Source organism: Komagataeibacter ossonobensis (assembly GCF_057359305.1).
Genome location: NZ_JBXAYQ010000049.1, coordinates 1 through 20,202, shown reverse-complemented (window position 1 = coordinate 20,202; position 20,202 = coordinate 1). Strand labels below are relative to the sequence as shown.

Annotated in this window: 16 protein-coding genes and 1 pseudogene; 7 read left to right on the top strand and 10 right to left on the bottom strand. The window is 58.3% G+C overall.

Going from position 1 to position 20,202, the window contains the following annotated elements; translation table 11 throughout:
• The first annotated feature begins 468 nt into the window (after positions 1–468).
• Both AC1RQ9_RS16570 and AC1RQ9_RS16565 read left to right on the top strand, forming a co-directional pair.
• Complete coding sequence (locus AC1RQ9_RS16570) at positions 469–819, top strand: hypothetical protein (RefSeq protein ID WP_485987876.1); 351 nt, start codon at positions 469–471, stop codon at positions 817–819.
• Positions 806–1,012: a hypothetical protein gene (locus tag AC1RQ9_RS16565; protein WP_485987874.1), complete on the top strand. Its 207-nt coding sequence runs from the start codon at positions 806–808 to the stop codon at positions 1,010–1,012. The genes AC1RQ9_RS16570 and AC1RQ9_RS16565 overlap by 14 nt, the downstream gene beginning before the upstream one ends.
• Before the next feature lie 57 nt (positions 1,013–1,069).
• Here the strand turns inward: AC1RQ9_RS16565 and AC1RQ9_RS16560 are convergent.
• Positions 1,070–1,809, bottom strand: a pseudogene (locus AC1RQ9_RS16560) (IS5 family transposase); the annotation flags it as partial.
• A gap of 259 nt (positions 1,810–2,068) precedes the next feature.
• Complete coding sequence (locus AC1RQ9_RS16555) at positions 2,069–3,361, bottom strand: DEAD/DEAH box helicase (protein WP_485987873.1); 1,293 nt, start codon at positions 3,359–3,361, stop codon at positions 2,069–2,071.
• 297 nt (positions 3,362–3,658) lie between these two features.
• On the opposite strand from AC1RQ9_RS16555, the gene AC1RQ9_RS16550 reads away from it, so the two are divergent.
• Together AC1RQ9_RS16550 and AC1RQ9_RS16545 are read left to right on the top strand one after the other, a co-directional pair.
• Complete coding sequence (locus AC1RQ9_RS16550; protein ID WP_485987872.1) at positions 3,659–4,162, top strand: flavin reductase family protein; 504 nt, start codon at positions 3,659–3,661, stop codon at positions 4,160–4,162.
• A gap of 358 nt (positions 4,163–4,520) precedes the next feature.
• Positions 4,521–4,985, top strand: a complete 465-nt coding sequence (locus AC1RQ9_RS16545; RefSeq protein ID WP_485987870.1) for a nuclear transport factor 2 family protein — start codon at positions 4,521–4,523, stop codon at positions 4,983–4,985.
• Between the two features lie 676 nt (positions 4,986–5,661).
• Here the strand turns inward: AC1RQ9_RS16545 and AC1RQ9_RS16540 are convergent.
• On the bottom strand, positions 5,662–6,252 hold the full coding sequence (locus tag AC1RQ9_RS16540) for a TetR/AcrR family transcriptional regulator (protein ID WP_485987869.1): 591 nt from the start codon (positions 6,250–6,252) through the stop codon (positions 5,662–5,664).
• Positions 6,253–6,365: 113 nt separating this feature from the next.
• Between AC1RQ9_RS16540 and AC1RQ9_RS16535 the strand changes: the two genes are divergently transcribed.
• Positions 6,366–7,553 carry a lipase family protein gene (locus AC1RQ9_RS16535; RefSeq protein WP_485987868.1) on the top strand — a complete coding sequence of 396 codons (1,188 nt, stop codon included), beginning with the start codon at positions 6,366–6,368 and terminating at the stop codon, positions 7,551–7,553.
• A gap of 181 nt (positions 7,554–7,734) precedes the next feature.
• Here the strand turns inward: AC1RQ9_RS16535 and AC1RQ9_RS16530 are convergent, their stop codons facing one another.
• The 4 genes from AC1RQ9_RS16530 to AC1RQ9_RS16515 all read right to left on the bottom strand — a co-directional run bounded on the left by AC1RQ9_RS16530 (position 7,735) and on the right by AC1RQ9_RS16515 (position 13,529).
• A complete protein-coding gene (locus AC1RQ9_RS16530) occupies positions 7,735–8,676 on the bottom strand; it encodes a nucleoside hydrolase (RefSeq protein ID WP_485987867.1) in 942 nt (313 codons plus the stop codon).
• A gap of 31 nt (positions 8,677–8,707) precedes the next feature.
• Positions 8,708–9,943 (bottom strand): NupC/NupG family nucleoside CNT transporter, encoded by a 1,236-nt coding sequence (locus tag AC1RQ9_RS16525; RefSeq protein ID WP_485987866.1) that lies wholly within the window; start codon positions 9,941–9,943, stop codon positions 8,708–8,710.
• Between the two features lie 152 nt (positions 9,944–10,095).
• A complete protein-coding gene (locus AC1RQ9_RS16520; protein WP_485987864.1) occupies positions 10,096–11,640 on the bottom strand; it encodes a glycoside hydrolase family 32 protein in 1,545 nt (514 codons plus the stop codon).
• 401 nt (positions 11,641–12,041) lie between these two features.
• Positions 12,042–13,529 carry a prolyl oligopeptidase family serine peptidase gene (locus AC1RQ9_RS16515; protein WP_485987863.1) on the bottom strand — a complete coding sequence of 496 codons (1,488 nt, stop codon included), beginning with the start codon at positions 13,527–13,529 and terminating at the stop codon, positions 12,042–12,044.
• A gap of 275 nt (positions 13,530–13,804) precedes the next feature.
• Here AC1RQ9_RS16515 and AC1RQ9_RS16510 point away from each other — a divergent pair, with 275 nt between their 5' ends.
• Positions 13,805–13,978, top strand: coding sequence for a hypothetical protein (locus AC1RQ9_RS16510; protein ID WP_485987862.1), 174 nt, complete (start codon positions 13,805–13,807; stop codon positions 13,976–13,978).
• Between the two features lie 197 nt (positions 13,979–14,175).
• Here the strand turns inward: AC1RQ9_RS16510 and AC1RQ9_RS16505 are convergent, their stop codons facing one another.
• The 3 genes from AC1RQ9_RS16505 to AC1RQ9_RS16495 form a co-directional block, all read right to left on the bottom strand.
• The gene (locus tag AC1RQ9_RS16505; RefSeq protein WP_485987861.1) at positions 14,176–16,020 is read right to left on the bottom strand and encodes a hypothetical protein; all 1,845 of its coding nucleotides are present in this window, start codon (positions 16,018–16,020) and stop codon (positions 14,176–14,178) included.
• Positions 16,021–16,093: 73 nt separating this feature from the next.
• Positions 16,094–17,470: an ATP-binding protein gene (locus tag AC1RQ9_RS16500; protein WP_485987859.1), complete on the bottom strand. Its 1,377-nt coding sequence runs from the start codon at positions 17,468–17,470 to the stop codon at positions 16,094–16,096.
• Positions 17,467–18,162 carry a response regulator transcription factor gene (locus AC1RQ9_RS16495; RefSeq protein WP_253073243.1) on the bottom strand — a complete coding sequence of 232 codons (696 nt, stop codon included), beginning with the start codon at positions 18,160–18,162 and terminating at the stop codon, positions 17,467–17,469. Before AC1RQ9_RS16495 ends, AC1RQ9_RS16500 begins: the two co-directional genes overlap by 4 nt.
• A gap of 388 nt (positions 18,163–18,550) precedes the next feature.
• Here AC1RQ9_RS16495 and AC1RQ9_RS16490 point away from each other — a divergent pair, with 388 nt between their 5' ends.
• Positions 18,551–20,005 (top strand): MFS transporter, encoded by a 1,455-nt coding sequence (locus AC1RQ9_RS16490; protein ID WP_485987858.1) that lies wholly within the window; start codon positions 18,551–18,553, stop codon positions 20,003–20,005.
• Positions 20,006–20,202 lie beyond the last annotated feature (197 nt).

Here is a 20,202-nt window from a genome sequence, read left to right as displayed (position 1 = left end):
AAGGTTGCCTGCATCCGGCATGCCCTATACAATTTCAGTCTCAGGCCACATAACAGATCCGGGGTGAACTGAGCATGACTGGTTCAGGCATTGCGCCGTGCGATATCGACGGTCAGTGTTCGGGTCAACAGGCTGATGGAGCCTGATACTGGCAAACTGAGGCTGCTGCGCCCCGTGGCAAAATGCCCGATGGTTCAGGCGAATGGGCAAATTCTTCCTGGACGAACAATGCAATTAAGACAGGGACAGCAGGGCAATCCCCGACCGGATCCGTGTTACAATGCGAAGCCTGTATGGGAACAGGCATGATGGCATATAATAGAATCGGTGTTCAGGTGTATTTTTTATACATTAAAGTATGATTTCATTTTGTAAACACAGTAATTTATATATTTCTATTAAAGTATATTTAACTTTTATCATTGATTGGTACGCTTTCTCCATCGGGGGGAGGGCTATACCATCATAATGATTGATCCTGAGATCATTAAACAGCTTGCGGTTGATCAGGCCTCCCTGCGCGCGCTGGGGCTGACTACCTTTGTGAACAACATGCCCGAACGGTGCAGGCAGGTCGCGGCCCGGCTGGTTGATGGCAAGGTCAGTGCACTCGCCAGCCGGGTGGATGAAATGCCCGCCCGTATCCTTGCCCTGCCACCGGGGGAGCGTATGCAGGCCGCCGTGGTCGAACTGGGCAAGCGGGTGCAGATTGCCTGTGCATTCCGGGCGCAGCCGGACCTGCCCAACATCCGGCGCCTTGTCTGCATGGCGGAGCCGTGTGAAGCCATGCTGGTTCCATCCCGGTATGCAGCGGGTTAATGTCGTGCGGGAAGTATTGGCCAGCCACCAGACCATGCAGCGCGACAGGCTGGTTGTACAGACTATATGGCTGCTTGACCTTGGCGCTTCCGGGCCGCGTTTTGCCATGCTGGTTGACTTTTTTCCCCATGGCGCCGGTATGCAGCGGAGCAGCCTGTTTACGCCGGGGATCTGTTTCCCGCGCTGCACGTAAGGACATATCTGCATGGGCAGCAGAACATGATATTAGGCTCAGGACGCATTCTTTAGGATAGAAGATGAAAGTTGCTGCGATATGGATTGCGGAGATGAATGTATGGGCGTAGCGATCATATCTGGTCGCAACACGTCTCCAGTCTTTCAGTTTTGCGAACATGTTTTCGATGGGGTGGCGCTTTTTATACAGGTGCCAATTGTAAGGCGGCTTTGATTACCGATCCTCCTTTGGAGGAATACAAGCTGTGATATTGCGTTCTGCAAGCAATAACCGGCATAGCCTCTGTCCCCGATGACTTTTTCTGTCTCATCAGGAAAATCTGCCAAAAGTACGTCCGTGCCTTTGAAGTCACTGACCTGTCCAGCAGTCGGATGAAGCCGGACTGGTCGGCCCTGATCATCGCACACGGCATGGAGTTTTGAGTTCAGGTCGCCCTTCGTACGTCCGATATGGCAGGGAAAACCCCCTTTTTAAGTAGAGAGGCTGCTGTCCGGTGCGCTTTCAGATGTGTCGCATCGATCATCAGACGCTTCGAACGGCCAGCCTGTTCTGTCAGGGCGACGAAGATCCGGTCAAAGACACCCAGGCGGCTCCACCGGATAAAGCGGTTGTATAAGGTCTTGTGCGGACCATACGCTTTCGGGGCATCTTTCCACTGAAGACCGTTGCGGATCACGTAAACAATCCCGCTCCGAATATGGCGGTCATCCACACGCGGAACCCCATGAGCCAGAGGGAAAAAACGGCCTGATCCGTTCCATCTGGCTCTCAGATAGCAAAAATACCTCACTCACAGCCTCACCTCCATCGGTAAGCCTGTGAATCACAATGCCCCACTCAGTTCAATACATTAATAGGTCCTGAGCCTGGTAAATTGCGGGTGGCCGTTCACCTAATGGACAAGGAACCGAACGCCTTCAGAAGCGACCGGGCATCCGATATCCTGGCGACAGGGCCACAAACCACGCAGTCATCATGGAAGATGTCGATCACGTCATGATATACGTCAGTGACGTCTTGCAATCTGACTGCCTGGCATGTCGCCATATATGATCAGGCGGTCTCTGCTGCTGCCCTTGCTGCTGCCCGCGCGGCATTCTTTTCTTCTTCGGTCCAGACTTTCCGCTCGCGCTTTTTCTGCGGCTTGACCTGCTTGACCGGCCCACCGCCCAGGGCCGGTGGCCGCATGGTCGAATTCCGTGCCGCTTCCGAATGCCACGGATGATCGGCCTGCACGGTCAGGGGGCGACCGATTTCACGTTCTACATCCCGCAGCCAGGCACGCTGTTCAGCATCGCACAGGGTTATGGCGAAACCATTGCGCCCAGCGCGCCCGGTGCGGCCTATGCGGTGGACATAGCTTTCCGGCAGGCTGGGCAGGTCATGATTGAAAACATGCGTCACCGTATCAACGTCGATGCCACGCGCTGCGATATCTGTTGCCACCAGCACCTGTGCCGCGCTAGTGCGGAAGGCATCAAGCGCACGTTCGCGCTGGCCCTGCGACCTGTTGCCATGCAGGGCTTCGGCCGTGATGCCTGCTTCGGTAATGAAGGCGCAGACTTCGTTGGCAATATTCTTCTGCAAGGTAAAGACCACGGCCTGGCCCATTCCCGGCGTCTGCAGCAGCGCCAGCAGCGCCGCTTTCTTGTCGGCGGAATCGACAAACATGACCGACTGCTCGATCCGGTCAACGGTGGTCGAGGGCGGCGTGATCTCGACTTTTGCCGGGTCGCGCAGCAGGCGTTCGGCCAATGCCGTGATGGATTTCGGCATCGTTGCCGAAAACAGCAATGTGTGCCGGTCGTCTGGCAGTGCCGCGACAATATGCTCGATCGGTTTGGCGAAGCCCATGTCGAGCATCTGGTCGGCCTCGTCCAGTACCAGTGCCTCAAGCTGCGACAGGTCGCACAGGCCCTGATTGATCAGATCCAGCAACCGCCCCGGCGTGGCCACGATGATGTCCACGCCTGCCTTGAGCGCATTGATCTGGTGAAACTGGCTGACGCCGCCAAAAATTGTTGTCACGCTGGGGCGTAGATGGCGACCGAAGCGCTCGAAACCATCAGCGATCTGAGAAACCAGTTCGCGCGTGGGGGCCAATACCAGAACGCGGGCGCCACCTGCGGGGGCCGGGCGTGGCGTTGTGGCAAGGCGATGCAGCAGGGGCAGCGCAAAGGCGGCGGTCTTGCCCGTTCCGGTCTGGGCCATGCCCAGCAGGTCGCGACCTTCCAGCAGCAATGGAATTGACCGGGCCTGAATCGGGGTGGGGTGGGTATACCCTTCCTCGGCCAATGCACTGAGCAGGGACGGTGTCAGGGAAAGATCGGCGAATGTCATGGACATGGTCAGGCAGCGCCTCCGGCGCTCGGTCAAAGGCTACGCCGGTTCGGGCTTCGCTGGTTCGGGACGCGCACTCTTAGGGGGGATGCCGCACTACGTCAACGCGGAGAGATTGGACCGGCCAGGGTTTTTTCCTGTCCTGCCACCAGCAGATTCATATGGCTTCATGCGCCTGCCCGGTTATGGGTAAACCACATACGCTGCCTGATACCTGATGGTCAGCCATTCCGGGCCGGTCGCTGGACATATCCCGTTCCGTCGCGTCATTCTTGGCATAAGAATCACAAAGGAGAATGCATCATGGATGAACAGGCCAAGAAAACCACGTTGCGGATGATTCCGTATGGTCTCTATGTGCTGACGGCCGGAACGAAAGAGACCACCATTGCGTCCGCCACGATCAACTGGGTGACCCAGACCAGTTTTGCCCCGCCGCTTCTGGCCCTTGGCATCAAGACGGATTCCGCTGTTTATGCCGCGGCGCGTGAAAGCCGCGATCTGGTGCTCAACATTCTGGGTCAGGGGCAGGGCGGTCTGGCCTTCGCGTTCTTCAAACCCGCCGAATACGCTGATGGCAAGCTGGGCGGGCAGGATATCCGCTGGGCCGAGAATGGCGCACCTATCCTGACCAGCGTGCCGGCCGCAGTCGAACTGAAGGTGCGCCACATCGTGGAACTGGGCGACCACCATACCTTCGTTGCCGAGGTCACAAACGTACACCTGAACCAGCAGATTACGGGGCGCCCCGATGAAGCCATCCTGCACATGAAGGATCTGGGTGAAAAAGTCTTTTACGGCGGCTGATCGCCCTGTTCCGTGACCCGCCGGTGCCAGTCATGCAGACCGGCACCGGCATGGCGGCGGATCATTCCCAATGGCGACAGGGGTATCAGACACTCCCGTCCCATCCGGCGCCAGTGTTCGCATGTTTGGCTTTGATGACGACTGATCCGCTCCACCATTGCGTGCATCGTCAGGTCATAATGTCGCCTGATGGTATGCCCGGTACCTTCAGGCGTCGTGGCGAGGCCTGCGGGATAGAGCACAAAGCCAATGGACCGGATCCTGTCCTGAAATAAGGGATCATTTTCATTTCGTTAATCCCGTGCAGGAACTACAATAGTCCTGTCTCCCTTACTTTGGGACCAGATCAGGAGTTTCCATGTCACGACCGCCGTTTCCCCCATTTGATGCTGAAACCGCTGCGATAAAGGTCCGTCTTGCTGAAGATGCCTGGAACAGCCGCAATCCCGTGCAGGTTGCGCAGGCCTATACAGTGGACAGCCAGTGGCGCAACCGTACGACCTTTATCAAGGGACGGAGTGAAATCGTCTCTTTTCTCACGCACAAATGGGCCATGGAGCATGATTACCGTTTGATCAAGGAATTCTGGGGCTTTCGCAATAATCGTATGGCGGTCCGTTTTGCTTATGAATGGCGTGACGCAACGGGATGCTGGTTCCGGTCCTATGGCAATGAGATGTGGGAATTCGATGAGGTGGGGCTTATGCGCTATCGCTTTGCCTCAATCAACGACCTGGCAATTGCTGCTGGGGACCGGTTGTTTCACTGGCCACAGGGGCGCCGGCCAGATAATCATCCGGGGCTGTCTGAGCTTGGGCTGTAATTCCGGGTCAACCGACCTGCTTTTCATGGTGGGAAAGGTGGGCGTGCCGTCAGTTATCTGCTCCCGCTGCCTGTCACGCGGACCATATCGATGCATCCGTATTTATTTTCAAAAAAATGGGGAAATACATCACAGATTGGGTAAAGTTACAAAACCCATGATGACGGATGTTAAGCGGATACATGGAAGGTATTTGAAAACAGTTCGTTAATAAAAAATAAAAGTCTTTGGATGCTGCTTTTTTTTAAAGGCAGCGGTCTTCGAAACTTTTTGAAAAAAGCTTCGCCCGAGACTTTCTTATGATTGCAGGCTGTTTCAAACAGCTTCTTACAGATATGACGATTAGCAGGAATGCATTTTGTCGTAAAAACGCCCCCTTGGTCTTCGGGTTTTGAAGGGTGCATAGTCATGGATGAAGACTAATTAGTATGAATATCAGGACTGTGACATTATTTCTTAATGCCTGATACCTGTTACATCGTCCCGATCGCAAGTGCTGTATGCCGTGGTCTCCAGCAGGTGATCGGGGGGACTGTTCTGTCTTTTCCGGCCCTGCTAACAGGATTCAATACAGTCTGCGTGGGCCGTTATTCCCGTCAGGCATGGGCCGAAGCCGTTGATCTGTCGGATTCAGTTCCCGCATGCGTCACGGGCAGGGAAAAACTGGTCATGTCTGTTACCGCAAGGCGTCATCAAGCAACCCCTCAAGCGACATTTCTTCCCCCTGGCTGGACAGGAGGGCATCCAGAAGCCCGTCAATGGCCAGGACAGCCAGTCCATGTACCTTGCCCCAGTGGGCCGCGCGTGTTCCGCTGCGTGTCCGCCGGGGCTGGTGATCTGCCATGTTGTCAATCAATAGGGTCAGCATGTGTGAAGTCCGGGCGGAGGCTGCAGCCAGCGCGGTATCGCCCCGGTCAATCACGTCACTGCGAAACATCAGGGTAAACAGGCCTGGATTGTGAATGGCAAAGCGCACGTAAACCAGCCCGGCGGCATGGGTGCCCTTTTCAAGAACGGGTTCAAGGGCGGCAGCCAGTTCTTCATGGCCAATGCTTGCCAGCGCACTCAGCAGGCCCGCAAGATTTCCGAAATGCGGGACGGCCGCCGCAGAGGAAACGCCAGCATGGCGCGTTATGGCACGCAGGCCAAGGGCTGTAATTCCCTGCTGTTCCAGCAGGGCACGGGCCGAACGCAGAAGTGCCGCCCGCAGGTCCCCATGATGGTAATTTTTCTTGGCTTTCTGCCGTTCCATTACCTGCACTCCCATGATCGCCCTGCCTGCCATCATCCTTGACAACAGGTTGGGGGAGATATCTTATCATTGATAAGTTCGAATTTCAGGGTGGGTCAAGCAAGGATCTCACTACAAAAGGATTTACCATGCTGTTCTGTCGTTCCAGTCTTACGGTTGCGGGCCTGCTTGCGGGTATCTGTTTTCCTGCCCTGAGTGTCGGTGCCCATGCCGCCACGGCTGCCGCCCGGATCGGGCCGGGCACGCTGAGTGCATCGGAAACCCTGGCGCCATCTTTCAGCCTGCCCGATGCGGGGCGATCGGTGCGCATTACTTACCTTTCCACGAATGGTGTGACGGACAGGGGACTTGCCCCCGTGACGGCGGAAGTCATCCTGCCCACTGGCAAGCCGCCAGCAGGTGGCTGGCCGATCGTGGCCTGGGCCCATGGCACGGTAGGGGTTGCTGACCATTGCGCGCCGTCCAACAATCCATGGACCGAACGAAACCGTCGCTATCTGTCAGAATGGATGAAACGTGGCTTTGCCGTGGTCGGGACCGATTATCAGGGGCTGGGCACGCCCGGCACGCATGCCTATCTCGATACCCGCGTAGAGGCTTACAGCCTGCTGGATGGCGTGCGCGCGGCACTTGCCGGGGTCCCGGGGCTACAAAACAAAATCATGATTGTTGGACAGTCGCAGGGTGGCGGGGCTGCATTTGCTTCGGCCGCTTTCGCCCCCGTTTATGCGCCTGAACTGAATATCCGCGGAACGGTGGCCACGGGCGCGCCCTATATCACGCAAGAACTGCTGCAGCAGATGACCGCACTGGATCAGGCAAAGGGCGGCTATAATCCCGTTATGGTCTATGTCCTATATCTTGCACAGGGTCTGGCCGGCTACGATCCTGCTTTCCGTCCTGAAGACACCTTTACCCCAAAGGCGATGCCTGCATACCGGGCGGCTGCAGATCTATGTGTGCATGAACTGACGGATAAGGTAATGGAGGACGGACTGAATTTCAGCAATTCCCTGAAGCCTGGTTTCCTGAAAACCCTTGCGCCCGCCCTGCTGGCAATGAAATATCCGACCATGAAACTTCCGCAGCCGCTGTTCATGGGAACAGGCGAACTGGACCGTGATGTTCCGCCGCCGCTGCAGTTGGGGCTTGTCAAGGCAGCCTGCGCCGCGGGGACGATTGTGCAGGCGCATGTCTACAAGGGACTGAACCACGACCAGACCGTCAATGCATCCCTGCCGGATTCAGAAGCCTTTACAAAGGCAGTCATGGCGGGCCAGCCTGTTATACCCCAATGCAGCCCGACCCCTGAATAAATTGTTCACAAACCAGGCGGTCATGCAGGTGGTCTGGTAGATGCTGATATCATGTAAATTACGCGTTGCAGGGGGACATGTCACATACCCTTCGTGGGAATGCGTTTTTATCTGGTTACACACGCAGGGTATGAAACGAAGTCGCATGGCAGGTACCATGCAGGCTTTGTCCGTTATTATATCAGGGCAGGCCGCTTAACTGTGTCAGCACGACCTCCCACAATGCAGCGCTGTCCACCTTGCGCAGGAAAAGCGCATTGCGCGGTCGGTCGGTGACCTGCCACCAGTCCACGGCTGTGGCCCCCTGCATGAGGGGGCTGTCCACCTCGACCGAAACATTGACCGTGCGACCTGCAAACAGGTCTGGCGCCAGCAGCCAGCCGATGGTGCAGGGATCATGTAGCGGGGCACCATCCCATCCATATTTCTGAAGGTCGAACCGTTCGGAAAATCCCAGCATGGCTGCCGCCGCCTGCGCGCAACGACCGGGCAGGGCGCGCAGGCGGGCCAGACGCGATGCGTTGATCAGGAATTGATGTGTGATATCCAGCGGGACCAGCGTCAGTGGCAACTGCCTGCGCAATACAATGTCCGCCGCATCGGGATCAGCGAATATATTGAACTCGGCACTGGGGGTTATGTTGCCACATTCGGAATAGGCCCCGCCCATGGCGACAACCTGCCCGATGCGTGCCGCAATATCGGGCGCCTTGATCAACGCTACGGCAAGGTTGGTCATGGGACCAAGGGTAACCACGGTTATACTGCCTGCAGCATGGGCACGGACTGTATCAATCAGGAAGTCCACGGCATGCTGGTCCTGTGGGCGCAGTGCCGGTTGTGGCAGATCCGGGCCATCCATGCCGGTCCGGCCATGCACATGTTCGGCCGTGATGGGCGTGCGTCGCAGGGGGGCGGTGCACCCGGCATATACCGGGATATCCGCCCGGCCTGCCAGTTCCAGTATCTTGCAGGCATTCGTGGCGGTCTGGCTGACCGGCACGTTGCCCGCTACGGTGGATAGTCCAAGGATTTCCAGATGCGGTGCCGCCAGCGCCATCATGATGGCAATGGCATCATCCTGACCGGGGTCCGTATCGATTATGATCTTTTGCACATCCACTGGGGTTTCATTCCTTTTCGCGGTTGGATTGTTACTGGATGATGATACCAGCGATCGCGGCACTCAGCAGGTTGGATAGCATGCCCGCCATCACGGCGCGGGTGCTGCGGCGGGCGACTTCCTCGCGCCGGTCGGGGCACTGGCTGCCGAAGGCCGCAACCAGCAGGCCGATGGAACTCAGGTTGGCAAAGCCGCATAGCGCGAAGGACGCAATCGCGGCAGCCCGCGGCGACAGCACGCCGCCGCGTATGTCGGGACCAAGATGCAGGTAGGCGACAAATTCGTTGACCACCATCTTCAGCCCCAGCACCGATCCCACGGTGCCACATTCGGCCAATGGCACGCCAAGCAGCCATGCGACCGGGGCAAACAGCAGTCCCATAAGGTATTCCAGTGACAGGGCAGGCCAGCCGACAACCCCGCCCACGCCCTGCAACATCCCGTTGACCAGCGCAATCAGCCCGATACACGCCACCAGCATGGCCGCGACCGATACGGCAGTGCGCGTGCCATTCAGTGCCCCTTCCATGACGGCTTCAAAAAAGGCGCGATGATAGGCGGCATTGCCTGTGGCAAGCGACGTGGGCGGCGAGCCGGGGGGGAGGGGGTCAAGCAGTTTGGCAAAAAGCAGCCCGCCGGGTATGGCCATGAAGGACGCGGCGACCAGATAATGCGCCGGAATTCCCAGCCCGACATAACCCACCAGTGTCGCACCGGATACGGATGCCGTACCACTGCACAGCACGCTGAACAGTTCCGTCCCGCCCATGGTGGCAAGGTAGGGGCCAAGGGCGACCGGCAGTTCGCTCTGCCCGACAAAAATGGTGATGATGGCGCCAAAGGATTCAACGGGTGATGTCCCGGCCAGCCACTGCAGCCCGCGCCCGAACACGCGCGCGAAGACCTGCATGATGCCGCAATGGTACAGAATGGCGATCAGGGCGCTGACATAGACCAGCGATGGCAGCACCTGAAACGCAAAAACATAGCCTTCCCCCGGAAAAACCGTATTCATCCGCGGCCCGGCCAGCGCGCCAAACAGGAACCGCCCGCCTTCATCACCATAGGCCAGCAGGTGCGTCACCATGCCTGATGCCGCGCGCAGCAGCGCCTGCCCGGCAGGGATGCGCAGGACGATAAACCCGATGGCGACCTGAAGCCCAAGGCAGGCAAGGATGATGCGCGGCCTGATCTGCCTGCGGTCAGTTGAGAAGAGGATGCCTGTGCACACCAGAAGTATGATACCGATACATCCACGGATATGCATGAAGCCGCCTTAAGGGAAGCAGGGAGACAGGGTCTGGGTAACAGTTTTTCTGATTATATGGTTGATTTATCGTAACATTGCATAAGCGCGCGTCAAGCTGCAGATGCCATGCATGCCACCTGCATGAAGAACGGACACCATGATTTCCCGCCCTATTCCGGGTTGCGGTCAAGAGGGGTGACCTTCAAATGGCTGAATTCGGTCATGCCGTTTTCGGAAAAAATCATGATCCGATCGGCATCTGCTGGCGGAAAGACAAGATCCGTTATGACAACCGAACCATTGCACGACAGAACTTCTACCGAATTGCGGTCAACAATGACATGCAATGAAATTTCCCCTGTCGGGGCAGGCATGCTGACGCTGTGTTCATGGCTGAACCCGGGCGAAAAATCTGTCTGGCCCGAACGTGACCGGTCGACGGTCAGTGTCTGTTTCTTCATGTCATAGACAATTTCCGTGCCGCTATGACCATCGACAGTAGCCCGCACGCATATTCCGGCACGATCCGCGCCATGCATATGCATGCGCATGTCAATGTCCATAACCTGACCACGCACGGTTTCGGGCAGCAGGCGTCGCGCCGAGGAAAGTCGCATACCGTCAAAGGACAGTGCCGCATGGGTAGCGACCAATGCGGTGTAATGCCCGTCAGGGGTCAGGCAAAGCTGTGGCCGGCCATCAATGGTCCGGAGGGCCATGGTCATGGGCAGGGTCATCTGGCCCTTCCATGGTGCAGTCGGAACCCGGGATGCATAGTCCCAGTTGCTCATCCACCCGATGGTAACCGGTCTGGCCGCAGGCAGGCCCGCAAATACGATGGCGGCGTAATGGTCTGCCCCGTGATCTACCCAGTCATAGGCCGCAGGTCCTGATCCCTCGGGTGGTAGTCCTTCCGGCCGGAATGTCGTGCCATCGAAGGAACCGACGAAATAAAGACTGCCCGACCCGCCTGCGATGCCCCATGGATTGACCCCCAGCATCAGGACCCATTTCGGTTGCGTGGCATTTCCATCCAGCGGCAAGGGAAACAGCGATGGCATTTCCCACAGGATTTCCGGTCGGACCAGACCGACAGGCCCGAAATCACTAAGCCACGTCCAGTCTGTCAGGTTGGTTGATTTATACAGCTTTACCTTGGGTGCATCCGCAACGACCGTTGCCATGACCCAGTAACCCCCGGGTTCGTACCAGAACACGCCGGGATCGCGGAAATGGGGTGAAGCGGGCGACAATGTCAGCACAGGGTCTTTGTGATAGGATTTCCACGTCCGGCCATCATCAAGACTGTAGGCAAGGGACTGGGCCTGCACGTCTGGCGTATCGGATGCATTGTGTTTGAAAACGCTGGTGTACAATGCCACCAGTGGCGGGTTGTCCAATGTGCCAAGCCCGGACGTATTATGCGTATCCACCACGACTGTTCCGGAAAAGATGTCTTTTGTTTCATTGAACGACAGGGCCACGTCCTGCTCATGCCAATGCAGCATATCCGTGCTGGTCGCGTGTCCCCATGACATATTGCCCCATTCCGGGGCTTCCGGATTGTACTGGTAGAAAAGATGATAGACCCCCTTGTGGAAAAACGGGCCATTGGGGTCATTCATCCAGTTGCGTTGGGGCGTGTAATGCAACAGCGGCCGCCACTGCGGTGTATCATCCGCCTGCGCCACGGACCGGTTGGTCAGTAATGTCATCTATACAGTCCACCGTATCATTTCTGTCCGCATGGTATTGATGTTTCCCCTTCAGAATGCCGGTGGCGCATGGATGACTGATGTATGAACGAAGCAGGTCAGGCGCCTATTCCCACCGGTAGGGATCATACCGGTCTGGCGCATTATTGCCATATCCCCGTCATCCCGGCGACAGGAATGCCTGACGCAAATATGCATATTGCCGGTCATCAAGGGACATCCGGCATCGGGGGAAGGCGTACGCGGCCCCCCCCCCCCCGGGAAAATGGGAATGGCCGCCTGGGGGGATATCTGTCAACCTGTTGCGGATGGGGACGGGCGACAGATGGTCTGGCATCATCGTCACATGAATATGCAATCCGGGACCGTTTTCAAATTCGCGTTGCTGCCTGCCTGTATGTTCACGCTTTTGACTGTCTGAACAGCCAGTCCCTTGCCGCCCTGATATAAAAGAATTTTCGCGCCGATCCCATGTGATCGACGCCTTCGAAGGTCAGGAAGGTGATGTTGGCGTCGTGGGCAAGATAGCCATTGACCTGATCGGTCAGCTTCTGCTGACTGTCGACCGGGAAAATGAGGGCGGGATCGAGGTGTTCCGATGGCCGGACAACCCTGCCGCCTGCCTGTTCCCATACCGGTATGCATTTTTCATTCCAGGGCGTGGCCTTGTCATCCTCCGACCCGGTAATGATCAGGACTTTCTGGCTGGCAAGGGGGGCAAGGTCACCGGGCCGCTGCTGCCCCGCGATGATCAGGCCCGCCGCAAAGGTCTGTGGGTGTTTCGCCATAAGCCACAGCGACGTCATGGCCCCCATGGACCAGCCGGTGCAGTAAACCCGTCCGGGATCGATCTTCAGGACCTTGTCACGCCGGTCATCCAGATTGGGATTGCCATAGTTCCATGTATTACTGAGAAGGGATTCGACAAGCCGGTAGGTGTTCTCGACATCGGATGTATGTTCCCAGTAATCGTTCATCGTCGTGCGTTCGTAGCGTGGGGTGATGACGACACATTCGTGCCGGTCCTGTTCTTCAGGCAGGCTCCAGATACTGGCTATGCACTGTTCCGTCAGTGTCTGGGCACAGGTACCATCCGGACTGGTTCCGGAATGGGTGACGGCAAGGACGAGGGGATAGGACCTGTTCTCCCCACCTTTTTCCAGGAAGGATTTCGGCAGGTAGATGCTGTATTCAAGCCAGGCGGAACGCGTATCATCCCACCACCAGTGATGCTGCTCCCACGCATCGACACCACGGATGGCAACACTGTTTCCGCGTCGGCCCGCGTTGCTCCATATGGTCTTGCTGGCGGCATATACCGTGCCACCTGTTGTCCTGACGTCCCGGACCTGTGTCAGCGCGACCCGATCACTGTCGGTTGTGGGCAGGCTGAGGTCCGGGTCATGCCGGAATTCCGTAACGACATATCTGCCGGCGATACTCTTGCGGTCCGGGCGCAGTGCTGGTTCGTTATTGGTATAGATGGCCATGACAGGGCGCGGCGTTGGTGGCGCAGTGGTGTCGTTCTTGTCCGGTTCCTGCGGCATTCCCGCGAAAAATCCCCGGGCCGCGGGAAAGACGGCCGTGGCAAAGGTATCATGCGTCAGGCTGGCAGGGTCGATCGCGACATCATATTCTGCCGCGATGCCATAAACCTTCTCCCCACCGCCTGTGACTTCACATAGCGCGCAGATGCCCTGCAGACCCGGCGCTTGGTGCTTGTGGGGGCCGGGACCGTCGGGGCCGTCCGGGCCACCTGTAGATGCGGCCATGAAGCCATTGCCACCCGCTGCGGCATGGGCGGCCTGAATACCACGCCCCATGGCAGAGACCGCACCGGCGAAAGCTGCCCCTACGGTCACGAAGTTGCGTCTTGATACATCGGTCATGGGTGTTTTCTCCGGTCAGGACAGGTGGGTTCAGGCCATGGTGAGGGGTTGTTTGAAAAGTCAGATCAGGAAACACCCTGCAATCATAAGGACGTTTCTGGTGAAGTCTTTTCAGAATGCTTCGAATGACGTCGCCTTTTTGAAAAGCGGCATCTAAAAAATTTTGTTATTTTCCAGCAGTTTCCAAGGCAGCGGAACTCCCCGCATCGTGTATTCGTTGACTTGTAGTGTGCGGCATATGGCGCGGGCTGGTCCTGCGTCATCGGGAGGTTCCCATGTCCTGTTTTGTAAAAACAGCATCGTTATGTCTGGTCGTGCTGGTCATCGGGGCACCCCTGACTGTCCATGCCCAGTTTGCCGCCCCCGTTCATCACCGGGGAAGCCCGTCACCGCGCCCCCGCATGGGCAACCTGGACCGGAAACCGGTCCATCTGAACATCGACATATGAAAAAACACGTAAAACAGGGCTACTCTCCATCAGGCCGGCCAGCAGCAGGGCAGGAGCCGGTAATGGAGGATCAGCAGGGCACCGGGCAGACGCCCCCCATGCAGTAAGCCGATGAACATTCCTGTATCCGCTGAAGGGATGCGGTTTGAGGCCTGCCGAAAGACGTGCCTTGTCCGTTATCCTCCATGATCGCGACATCATGCCGGGACATACAGGGGCATGGAATCTTCCCACAGGCTGTCCGTCAGGATACGCTTGTGGCTGCCATTGGCATTCATGATGAAGATCTGCCCGTAAGGCTGGAATGTATTGTCATACAGGGCCGCTTCGTCACGGAAACCATATATGCCACTGGACCACATGATCCGCCCATCGGCGGTCCATACGGCATGGCCGTCATTGGCGCCGCAGGTGGTCAGCCGCTTCAGCCCGGTTCCATCGGGCCGGATGGTGAAAATATCATAATTTTCATCGTCCACCCGACGTGTGAACACGATCCGGCTTCCATCGGGCGACCAGCCGGGCAGGTTGTCATATGCGGTGGTCAGCACCCGTGTCTGCCGGGTCGGCAGGTCCAGTATGCGCAGGCCCATGTTGTTTTCGCCCCATACCCGATACACGATCTGCTGGCCATCGGCGGAATAGCTGGGGAAACCCGAATGTATGGTGCCATCGGTCAGGGGTTCGACCGCGCTGCCGTCGCGGCGCATGCGCATGACCGTTGCCTTGCCCGTGCGGCGCGCCTGGAACCACTGGCCCAGGCCAAAGGCGATCCACTGCCCATCCGGTGACCAGGCGGGGGCAAACGCACCGGCCATGCCATGCGCCACCTGCATCTGGTTGAGGTGTGTTCTGGAGACGTCAAAGATCCGCTGCCGGTCCGATCCATCCGGGTTCATGATTGCGATGGAAGAATTGAGCGCCTTTTCCGTCAGTACCAGCTTGCCATCACGTGACAGGCCGGGAAAGACATCCGTATGCCGGTAATCCCGCCCCGGATCCCAGCTGTACAGGGGCTGGTTCTGGGCAAAGGGTCTGAAGCTGGCTTTTTCGTACACGACCTGCCGCCCATCGGGGGACCATGCGGGGGAACGCAGCGTCCGATGCACGCTGGCAATGCCGGCGGTATAGGCCAGCCCCTCATCCGGGCCGCCCTTGCGGTGATAGCCGATGATCTGCGCTGTTACGAACTGGGGAAAGACCTTCAGTCCCGGGCCGGAGGTATGCTGGATCCGCTCCCCGGTGCCGACATCAACGGATACGATCTGGGAGACGACGGATGCGACCCCTTCGGGCCGTCTGGCCCCCCACGTGCTTTCGGTCAGCATTTCATAAAAGACCACCCGTCGACCGTCCGGTGACCATTTGGGGGAGCCAAGGCAGTAGTCTGGGCGGGCGGCAATGCGGCGGAACCCCCGGCCATCCGCACCGATTATGTAGATGCTGAGTGCCTGCGTATGTTCCCACCCCCGGCCATTGTCATGCCCGCGCCACGGGGTATTGCGGTCGGAGGAAAAGGCCAGCCACCTGCCATCGGGCGACCATGCGGGGCGGAAGAAACAGTCCGGCCCCGCCTTGTCGCCTTGCACGCCGGCCGCCCCGGTCAGGTTGCGGAGCTTTTTCGTCCGCAGGTCCATGACCCAGATATTCGCACGGTAGCCATCGCGTGTGGAAACAAAGGCCAGATGCGTGCCGTCAGGCGACAGGACGGCGGCATCGTCCACTGATGGATGACTGATCAGGGGCGTGACATCGGTTCCGTCCAGACGGGCGTGGAATATGTCTGCCTGTCCCAGCCCGTTGCGTTCCGATGTAAAGAGGATGGACTGTCCATCCGGGGAAAAGGACGCATGATAATCAAGGCCATCTCCCGGCAGAAATGGTCGTTCACCACTGCCATCTGCGTTGGCGATGTAAAGCTGTGATGACGATGGCCCGATGCGATTCATCAGCATCACGCCCTTCCCGCGGGTGGCCGCCATGGCGCCAGCGGGCATGATAAGCCCGGCCCCCAGCATCTTCAGCAGGTTTCGGCGGTTCATGAAGGTTTTCCCTGTTCTGGAGAGAGTGCGGACGCAGTGCATTGCTCGGGATCCATCCTTGCGGTCAGGTCACTTAATGGACGTCGTGGGTTTCAGGGTGCCTGCGTCTTGTCCCATGCGGGTCAAGGGGCAGGGCGATGCGCACACGCAGGCCAGATGGCTGGTTGTGATGAAAGGTCAGCGTGCCCCGATGGCGCTGTACGATATCGTGAATGATTGACAGTCCCAGCCCCAGCCCGCCATCCGCACTGCGGGCCGGGTCCAGGCGTGCGAAGGGCAGCAGTACGATATCGTGCATTTCCGATGGGATGCCGGGACCGTTATCCGCCACTTCGATAATGGCCTCATTGTTGTGCCGCCTTGTGTCAACCTGCGCCTGGCTGCCAAATTTGCAGGCGTTATCGATCAGGTTATTGACCATGCGGGCCACGGCCACAGGCTGGCACAGGCAGGTCAGGCCCAGATCACCCTGATAGATTACATTCCGGCCAATGGCCTCGAATTCCGCGCATACGCTTTCCACCAGCGCGCCGATATCAACCCGTTCGGCCGGTTCCGTGTCACCCTGACCCTTCAGGAACGACAGCGCCCCGTTCAGCATCCGGTTCATGAGCCACAGGTCATTGCGCAGGGCGGCGGGCGCAGCGTCGGCACCGCCCATTTCGATCCGCATGGACAGCCGGGTCAGCGGCGTGCGCAGGTCGTGGCCGATTGCCATGAGCATGCGGGTGCGTTCTTCGGTGGCGGCCGCAATCCGGGCCTGCATGCGGTTGAAGGCGCGTGCGACACGGCGCAGTTCCAACGGTCCCTGTTCGGTCAGGGGTTCGGGCGTGATGTCATGGCCAAAGGTTTCCGCCTTGTTCGCCAGCACTTTCAGCGGGCGGTTGATGCGCCACAGGCTCCACAGCGACAGGGTACCCATGATCACCAGCAGCGACAGGAACGACACGATCAGCGGCAGCGTCGTGCGCATGAGTTGTGGCAGATGGTGATTGATCCCGTTATGGGCGGTAATGAATATCCCTTCGCGGGGCATGTCGATATGGGTCGAGGTCATGCCGCTTGAATCAGCGGCACAGGTTGATTCCATGATGGTGGCGTCGCGGTTGCCCGGTTGTGCCTTGAGGATACGCCGCAACAGGACCGAAAAATGTTCGGTCGGGATCGGTGCGCAGGGAAAGGGGCCTGTCGTCTGGATCAGCATATCCGGCGTGGACATGCCGCGTGCGACGGCATCGCGCGTGGCGATCGGGCTTGCACGCAGGGCGTCGATCGCCGTCTCGATGGCCAGCGCGTTCGGCCATGGTCCTTCAGGCAGCGGTGGTACGGTCGGGCGCAGCGCCACGACCAGAAAGGCGACGACAAAAATGGTAACCAGCATGCTGGAGATCACGATCGCGACCATCTGCCCGTAAACCGTGCGGGGAAGCAGGGAAAAACGGCCCGTCATCGTTGTGGCGCTTCCCCATCGGGGGCTGTCATGTCCGGGTCGAATATATAACCATCGCCACGAACGGTCCGGAGCATTTCAAGCTGGCGCCCACCATGGGCCAGCTTGCGGCGCAGGCGGCTGACAAGCAGGTCGATGGTGCGTTCCTCGACGGCACCCGGTGAATTGTACAGCAGTTCGATGATGCGATCGCGGCCCAGTAACGTCCCGGCATGGTTCCACAGCAGCAGAAGCAGGTCGGTTTCGGCACCGGTCAGCGTCATGCGCACACCTTCCGTGCTGTAAAGGGCGCGTTTTTCCGGCGTGAAGATCCAGTTTCCGAATCTGTAACCGGGTTCGCGTGCGGCATGACCGGCCGGGATGGGGGGCCGACGCAGGACGGCCCGCATGCGGGCGGCCAGTTCCTCCAGGTCGAAAGGTTTGCTGATGTAATCATCCGCCCCCAGGTCAAGGCCCGCGATCCGTTCGCGGACATCGGCAAGGGCCGTGACCATGATGATCGGGGCAGCACTTCTGTCACGGATCAGGCGGCAGATGTCATGCCCGCTTTCCTTCGGCAGCATGAGGTCAAGCAGGACAATATCGGGCGGTCGCAATGTAATGATGGCCAGCACTTCGGCCGCCGTCATGGCGGACGCAACATGGTAACCCCTGTGTGACAGGAAACGTGTCAGCAGGCTGCGGATATCCATGTCATCTTCCACGACAAGGACAAAACGGTGCCCTTTGTGCGCCGGAAGATCATCATATCCGTGCCTGTCCGGGCGATCATTGCCAGAATGCCCCGCTACCAATCCCGTACTCCACGCCAATCCATGCAGATCTGTCTGCGGGGGGAGTATATCCACTCCCGCCGCAGTGCGTAGAAAAGAGAAAGGGCGAGCGGCATTTATGTCAGGATTGACAAAAAACCATGCAGGCACGCGTCTGGTCGCCCGGGCGTAACCCACTGTTGAACATGCCCTGTTGCATTCGCGACCACATGCGGGGGTATGGTCGTGCGGCATGAAGCGCCACATACATATGCTGGCCAACAGACATTATGACAGACGACGTCATTCACTGGAAAATCAGCCCTGCATGTCAAATTCCTTCCCACAGCATCCCCATACGCAGGCGACGGTCCCCGGTGCCGCGATTGCGCGTTATTCGCCACTTCTTGTCTTTATCATGGCTATGGCCACGTTCATGCAGAACCTGGATGGGGCCATCATCAATACATCGCTTCCGGCCATGGCCAGATCCTTCGGGGTCAGGACGCTGGACCTTTCGCTGGGGGTTACAGCCTACATGCTGGCATCCGCCGCCATTTCGCCGGTATCCGCCTGGCTGGCCATGAAATACGGCGAAAAGCGCGTGATGTGGGTGGCCATGCTGCTTTTCACGTTCTCGTCCTTCCTGTGTGGTATCGCGCAGGGACTGGGGGCGTTTGTATGCGCGCGCATCGGGCAGGGACTGGCGGGGGCTGTCATGATGCCGGTCGGCATGTCCATCATCCTGCGCTACACGCCGAAAAGTGACCTGATGAAAGCGCAGTCGGTTACGGTCTGGCCAGCACTCAGCGCACCCATCATCGGGCCTGTTTTGGGTGGCTACCTGACCCAGACCGTAGGGTGGCGGTGGAATTTCTGGCTCAATCTGCCGGTGGGCCTGATTGCCGTATTCTGCGTGCTGCGCGTTGTTCCGGCGGAACCGCCCGAAGGGGCGCCCCGGCTGGATGTCAGGGGGTTCGGGTTATGTGCCCTCAGCCTGACATGCCTCCTGTCCGGACTGCAGCGATCGGCTGAAACAGGAACGGCGCGGCTTGTGGCCCTTGGGCTGATGGGGGTGGGCATCATGACGGGTGTCGCGGCAATCCGGCACCTGCGGCGGCATCCCACCCCCATTCTTTCCTTCGAACCGCTGAAGCGGGCCAGCCTGCGTTATGCCTCGCTTTATCCGGGGCTGATATTCCGGGCCGTATTTTCGTCAGCACCGTTCCTGCTGCCACTGTTCTTCCAGCTTGGTTTTGGTTTTTCACCGGCGCGTGCAGGCACATGGCTGCTGGCCTATTTCTGCGCCAATCTGGGCATCAAGCCGGCCACATCGGCCATCATCCGATGGGCTGGTTTTCGTAATGTTCTGTTCTTCAACGGGTTTCTTGTGTGTGCTTCCCTGTTGCCTTTCGTATTTCTGAAACCGGATACGCCTGCCATCTGGCTTGGCCTGTCGCTGGCCTTTGCGGGCATGACCCGCTCCCTGCAATTGACAAGCCTGTCGACCGTTGCGTTTGCCGATGTGGGGCATGATGAACGCAGCAGGGCTGCCAGCATCATGTCCATTCTGGGGCAAACCGGTTCAACCGCGGGGGTAGCCATTACAGCATTCTGCCTGACGGTCCTGGAAAGTATGTATGGCCATGTGACGGTCAGCCTGAAGGAACTTCACATCGCTTTCCTCATAACGGCGGTCTGCGTGCTGGTGGGTACGCTGGGCTTTGGAAAAATGCCTGTAGATATTGGCCGGGAGGTTTCAAGCCACGGATTGCGCCGATAACCGTTGCCCTGTGACCCATTGAAAAAACGGGACTTAATCATTGGAGGCATTTGCGGCTTTCCTGTTTTCACGGCGTCGGGAAAGAGGGCGTATATCGGCTGGTGCCTGTGTGCGGTGGAGGCTGCATGCTGATTCGGTTCAGGCATGGCTGCTCTGGCTGCGTTCAGCCGGGGAGATATTTTTTAAAAACATATCTA

Excerpts from the sequence above, each read along its gene's own strand:
- AC1RQ9_RS16570 (WP_485987876.1), top strand. The coding sequence starts at position 469 with ATGATTGATCCTGAGATCATTAAACAGCTTGCGGTTGATCAGGCCTCC.
- AC1RQ9_RS16565 (WP_485987874.1), top strand. The coding sequence starts at position 806 with ATGCAGCGGGTTAATGTCGTGCGGGAAGTATTGGCCAGCCACCAGACC.
- AC1RQ9_RS16555 (WP_485987873.1), bottom strand. The coding sequence starts at position 3,361 with ATGTCCATGACATTCGCCGATCTTTCCCTGACACCGTCCCTGCTCAGT.
- AC1RQ9_RS16550 (WP_485987872.1), top strand. The coding sequence starts at position 3,659 with ATGGATGAACAGGCCAAGAAAACCACGTTGCGGATGATTCCGTATGGT.
- AC1RQ9_RS16545 (WP_485987870.1), top strand. The coding sequence starts at position 4,521 with ATGTCACGACCGCCGTTTCCCCCATTTGATGCTGAAACCGCTGCGATA.
- AC1RQ9_RS16540 (WP_485987869.1), bottom strand. The coding sequence starts at position 6,252 with ATGGGAGTGCAGGTAATGGAACGGCAGAAAGCCAAGAAAAATTACCAT.
- AC1RQ9_RS16535 (WP_485987868.1), top strand. The coding sequence starts at position 6,366 with ATGCTGTTCTGTCGTTCCAGTCTTACGGTTGCGGGCCTGCTTGCGGGT.
- AC1RQ9_RS16525 (WP_485987866.1), bottom strand. The coding sequence starts at position 9,943 with ATGCATATCCGTGGATGTATCGGTATCATACTTCTGGTGTGCACAGGC.
- AC1RQ9_RS16520 (WP_485987864.1), bottom strand. The coding sequence starts at position 11,640 with ATGACATTACTGACCAACCGGTCCGTGGCGCAGGCGGATGATACACCG.
- AC1RQ9_RS16515 (WP_485987863.1), bottom strand. The coding sequence starts at position 13,529 with ATGACCGATGTATCAAGACGCAACTTCGTGACCGTAGGGGCAGCTTTC.
- AC1RQ9_RS16510 (WP_485987862.1), top strand. The coding sequence starts at position 13,805 with ATGTCCTGTTTTGTAAAAACAGCATCGTTATGTCTGGTCGTGCTGGTC.
- AC1RQ9_RS16505 (WP_485987861.1), bottom strand. The coding sequence starts at position 16,020 with ATGAACCGCCGAAACCTGCTGAAGATGCTGGGGGCCGGGCTTATCATG.
- AC1RQ9_RS16500 (WP_485987859.1), bottom strand. The coding sequence starts at position 17,470 with ATGACGGGCCGTTTTTCCCTGCTTCCCCGCACGGTTTACGGGCAGATG.
- AC1RQ9_RS16495 (WP_253073243.1), bottom strand. The coding sequence starts at position 18,162 with ATGGATATCCGCAGCCTGCTGACACGTTTCCTGTCACACAGGGGTTAC.
- AC1RQ9_RS16490 (WP_485987858.1), top strand. The coding sequence starts at position 18,551 with ATGTCAAATTCCTTCCCACAGCATCCCCATACGCAGGCGACGGTCCCC.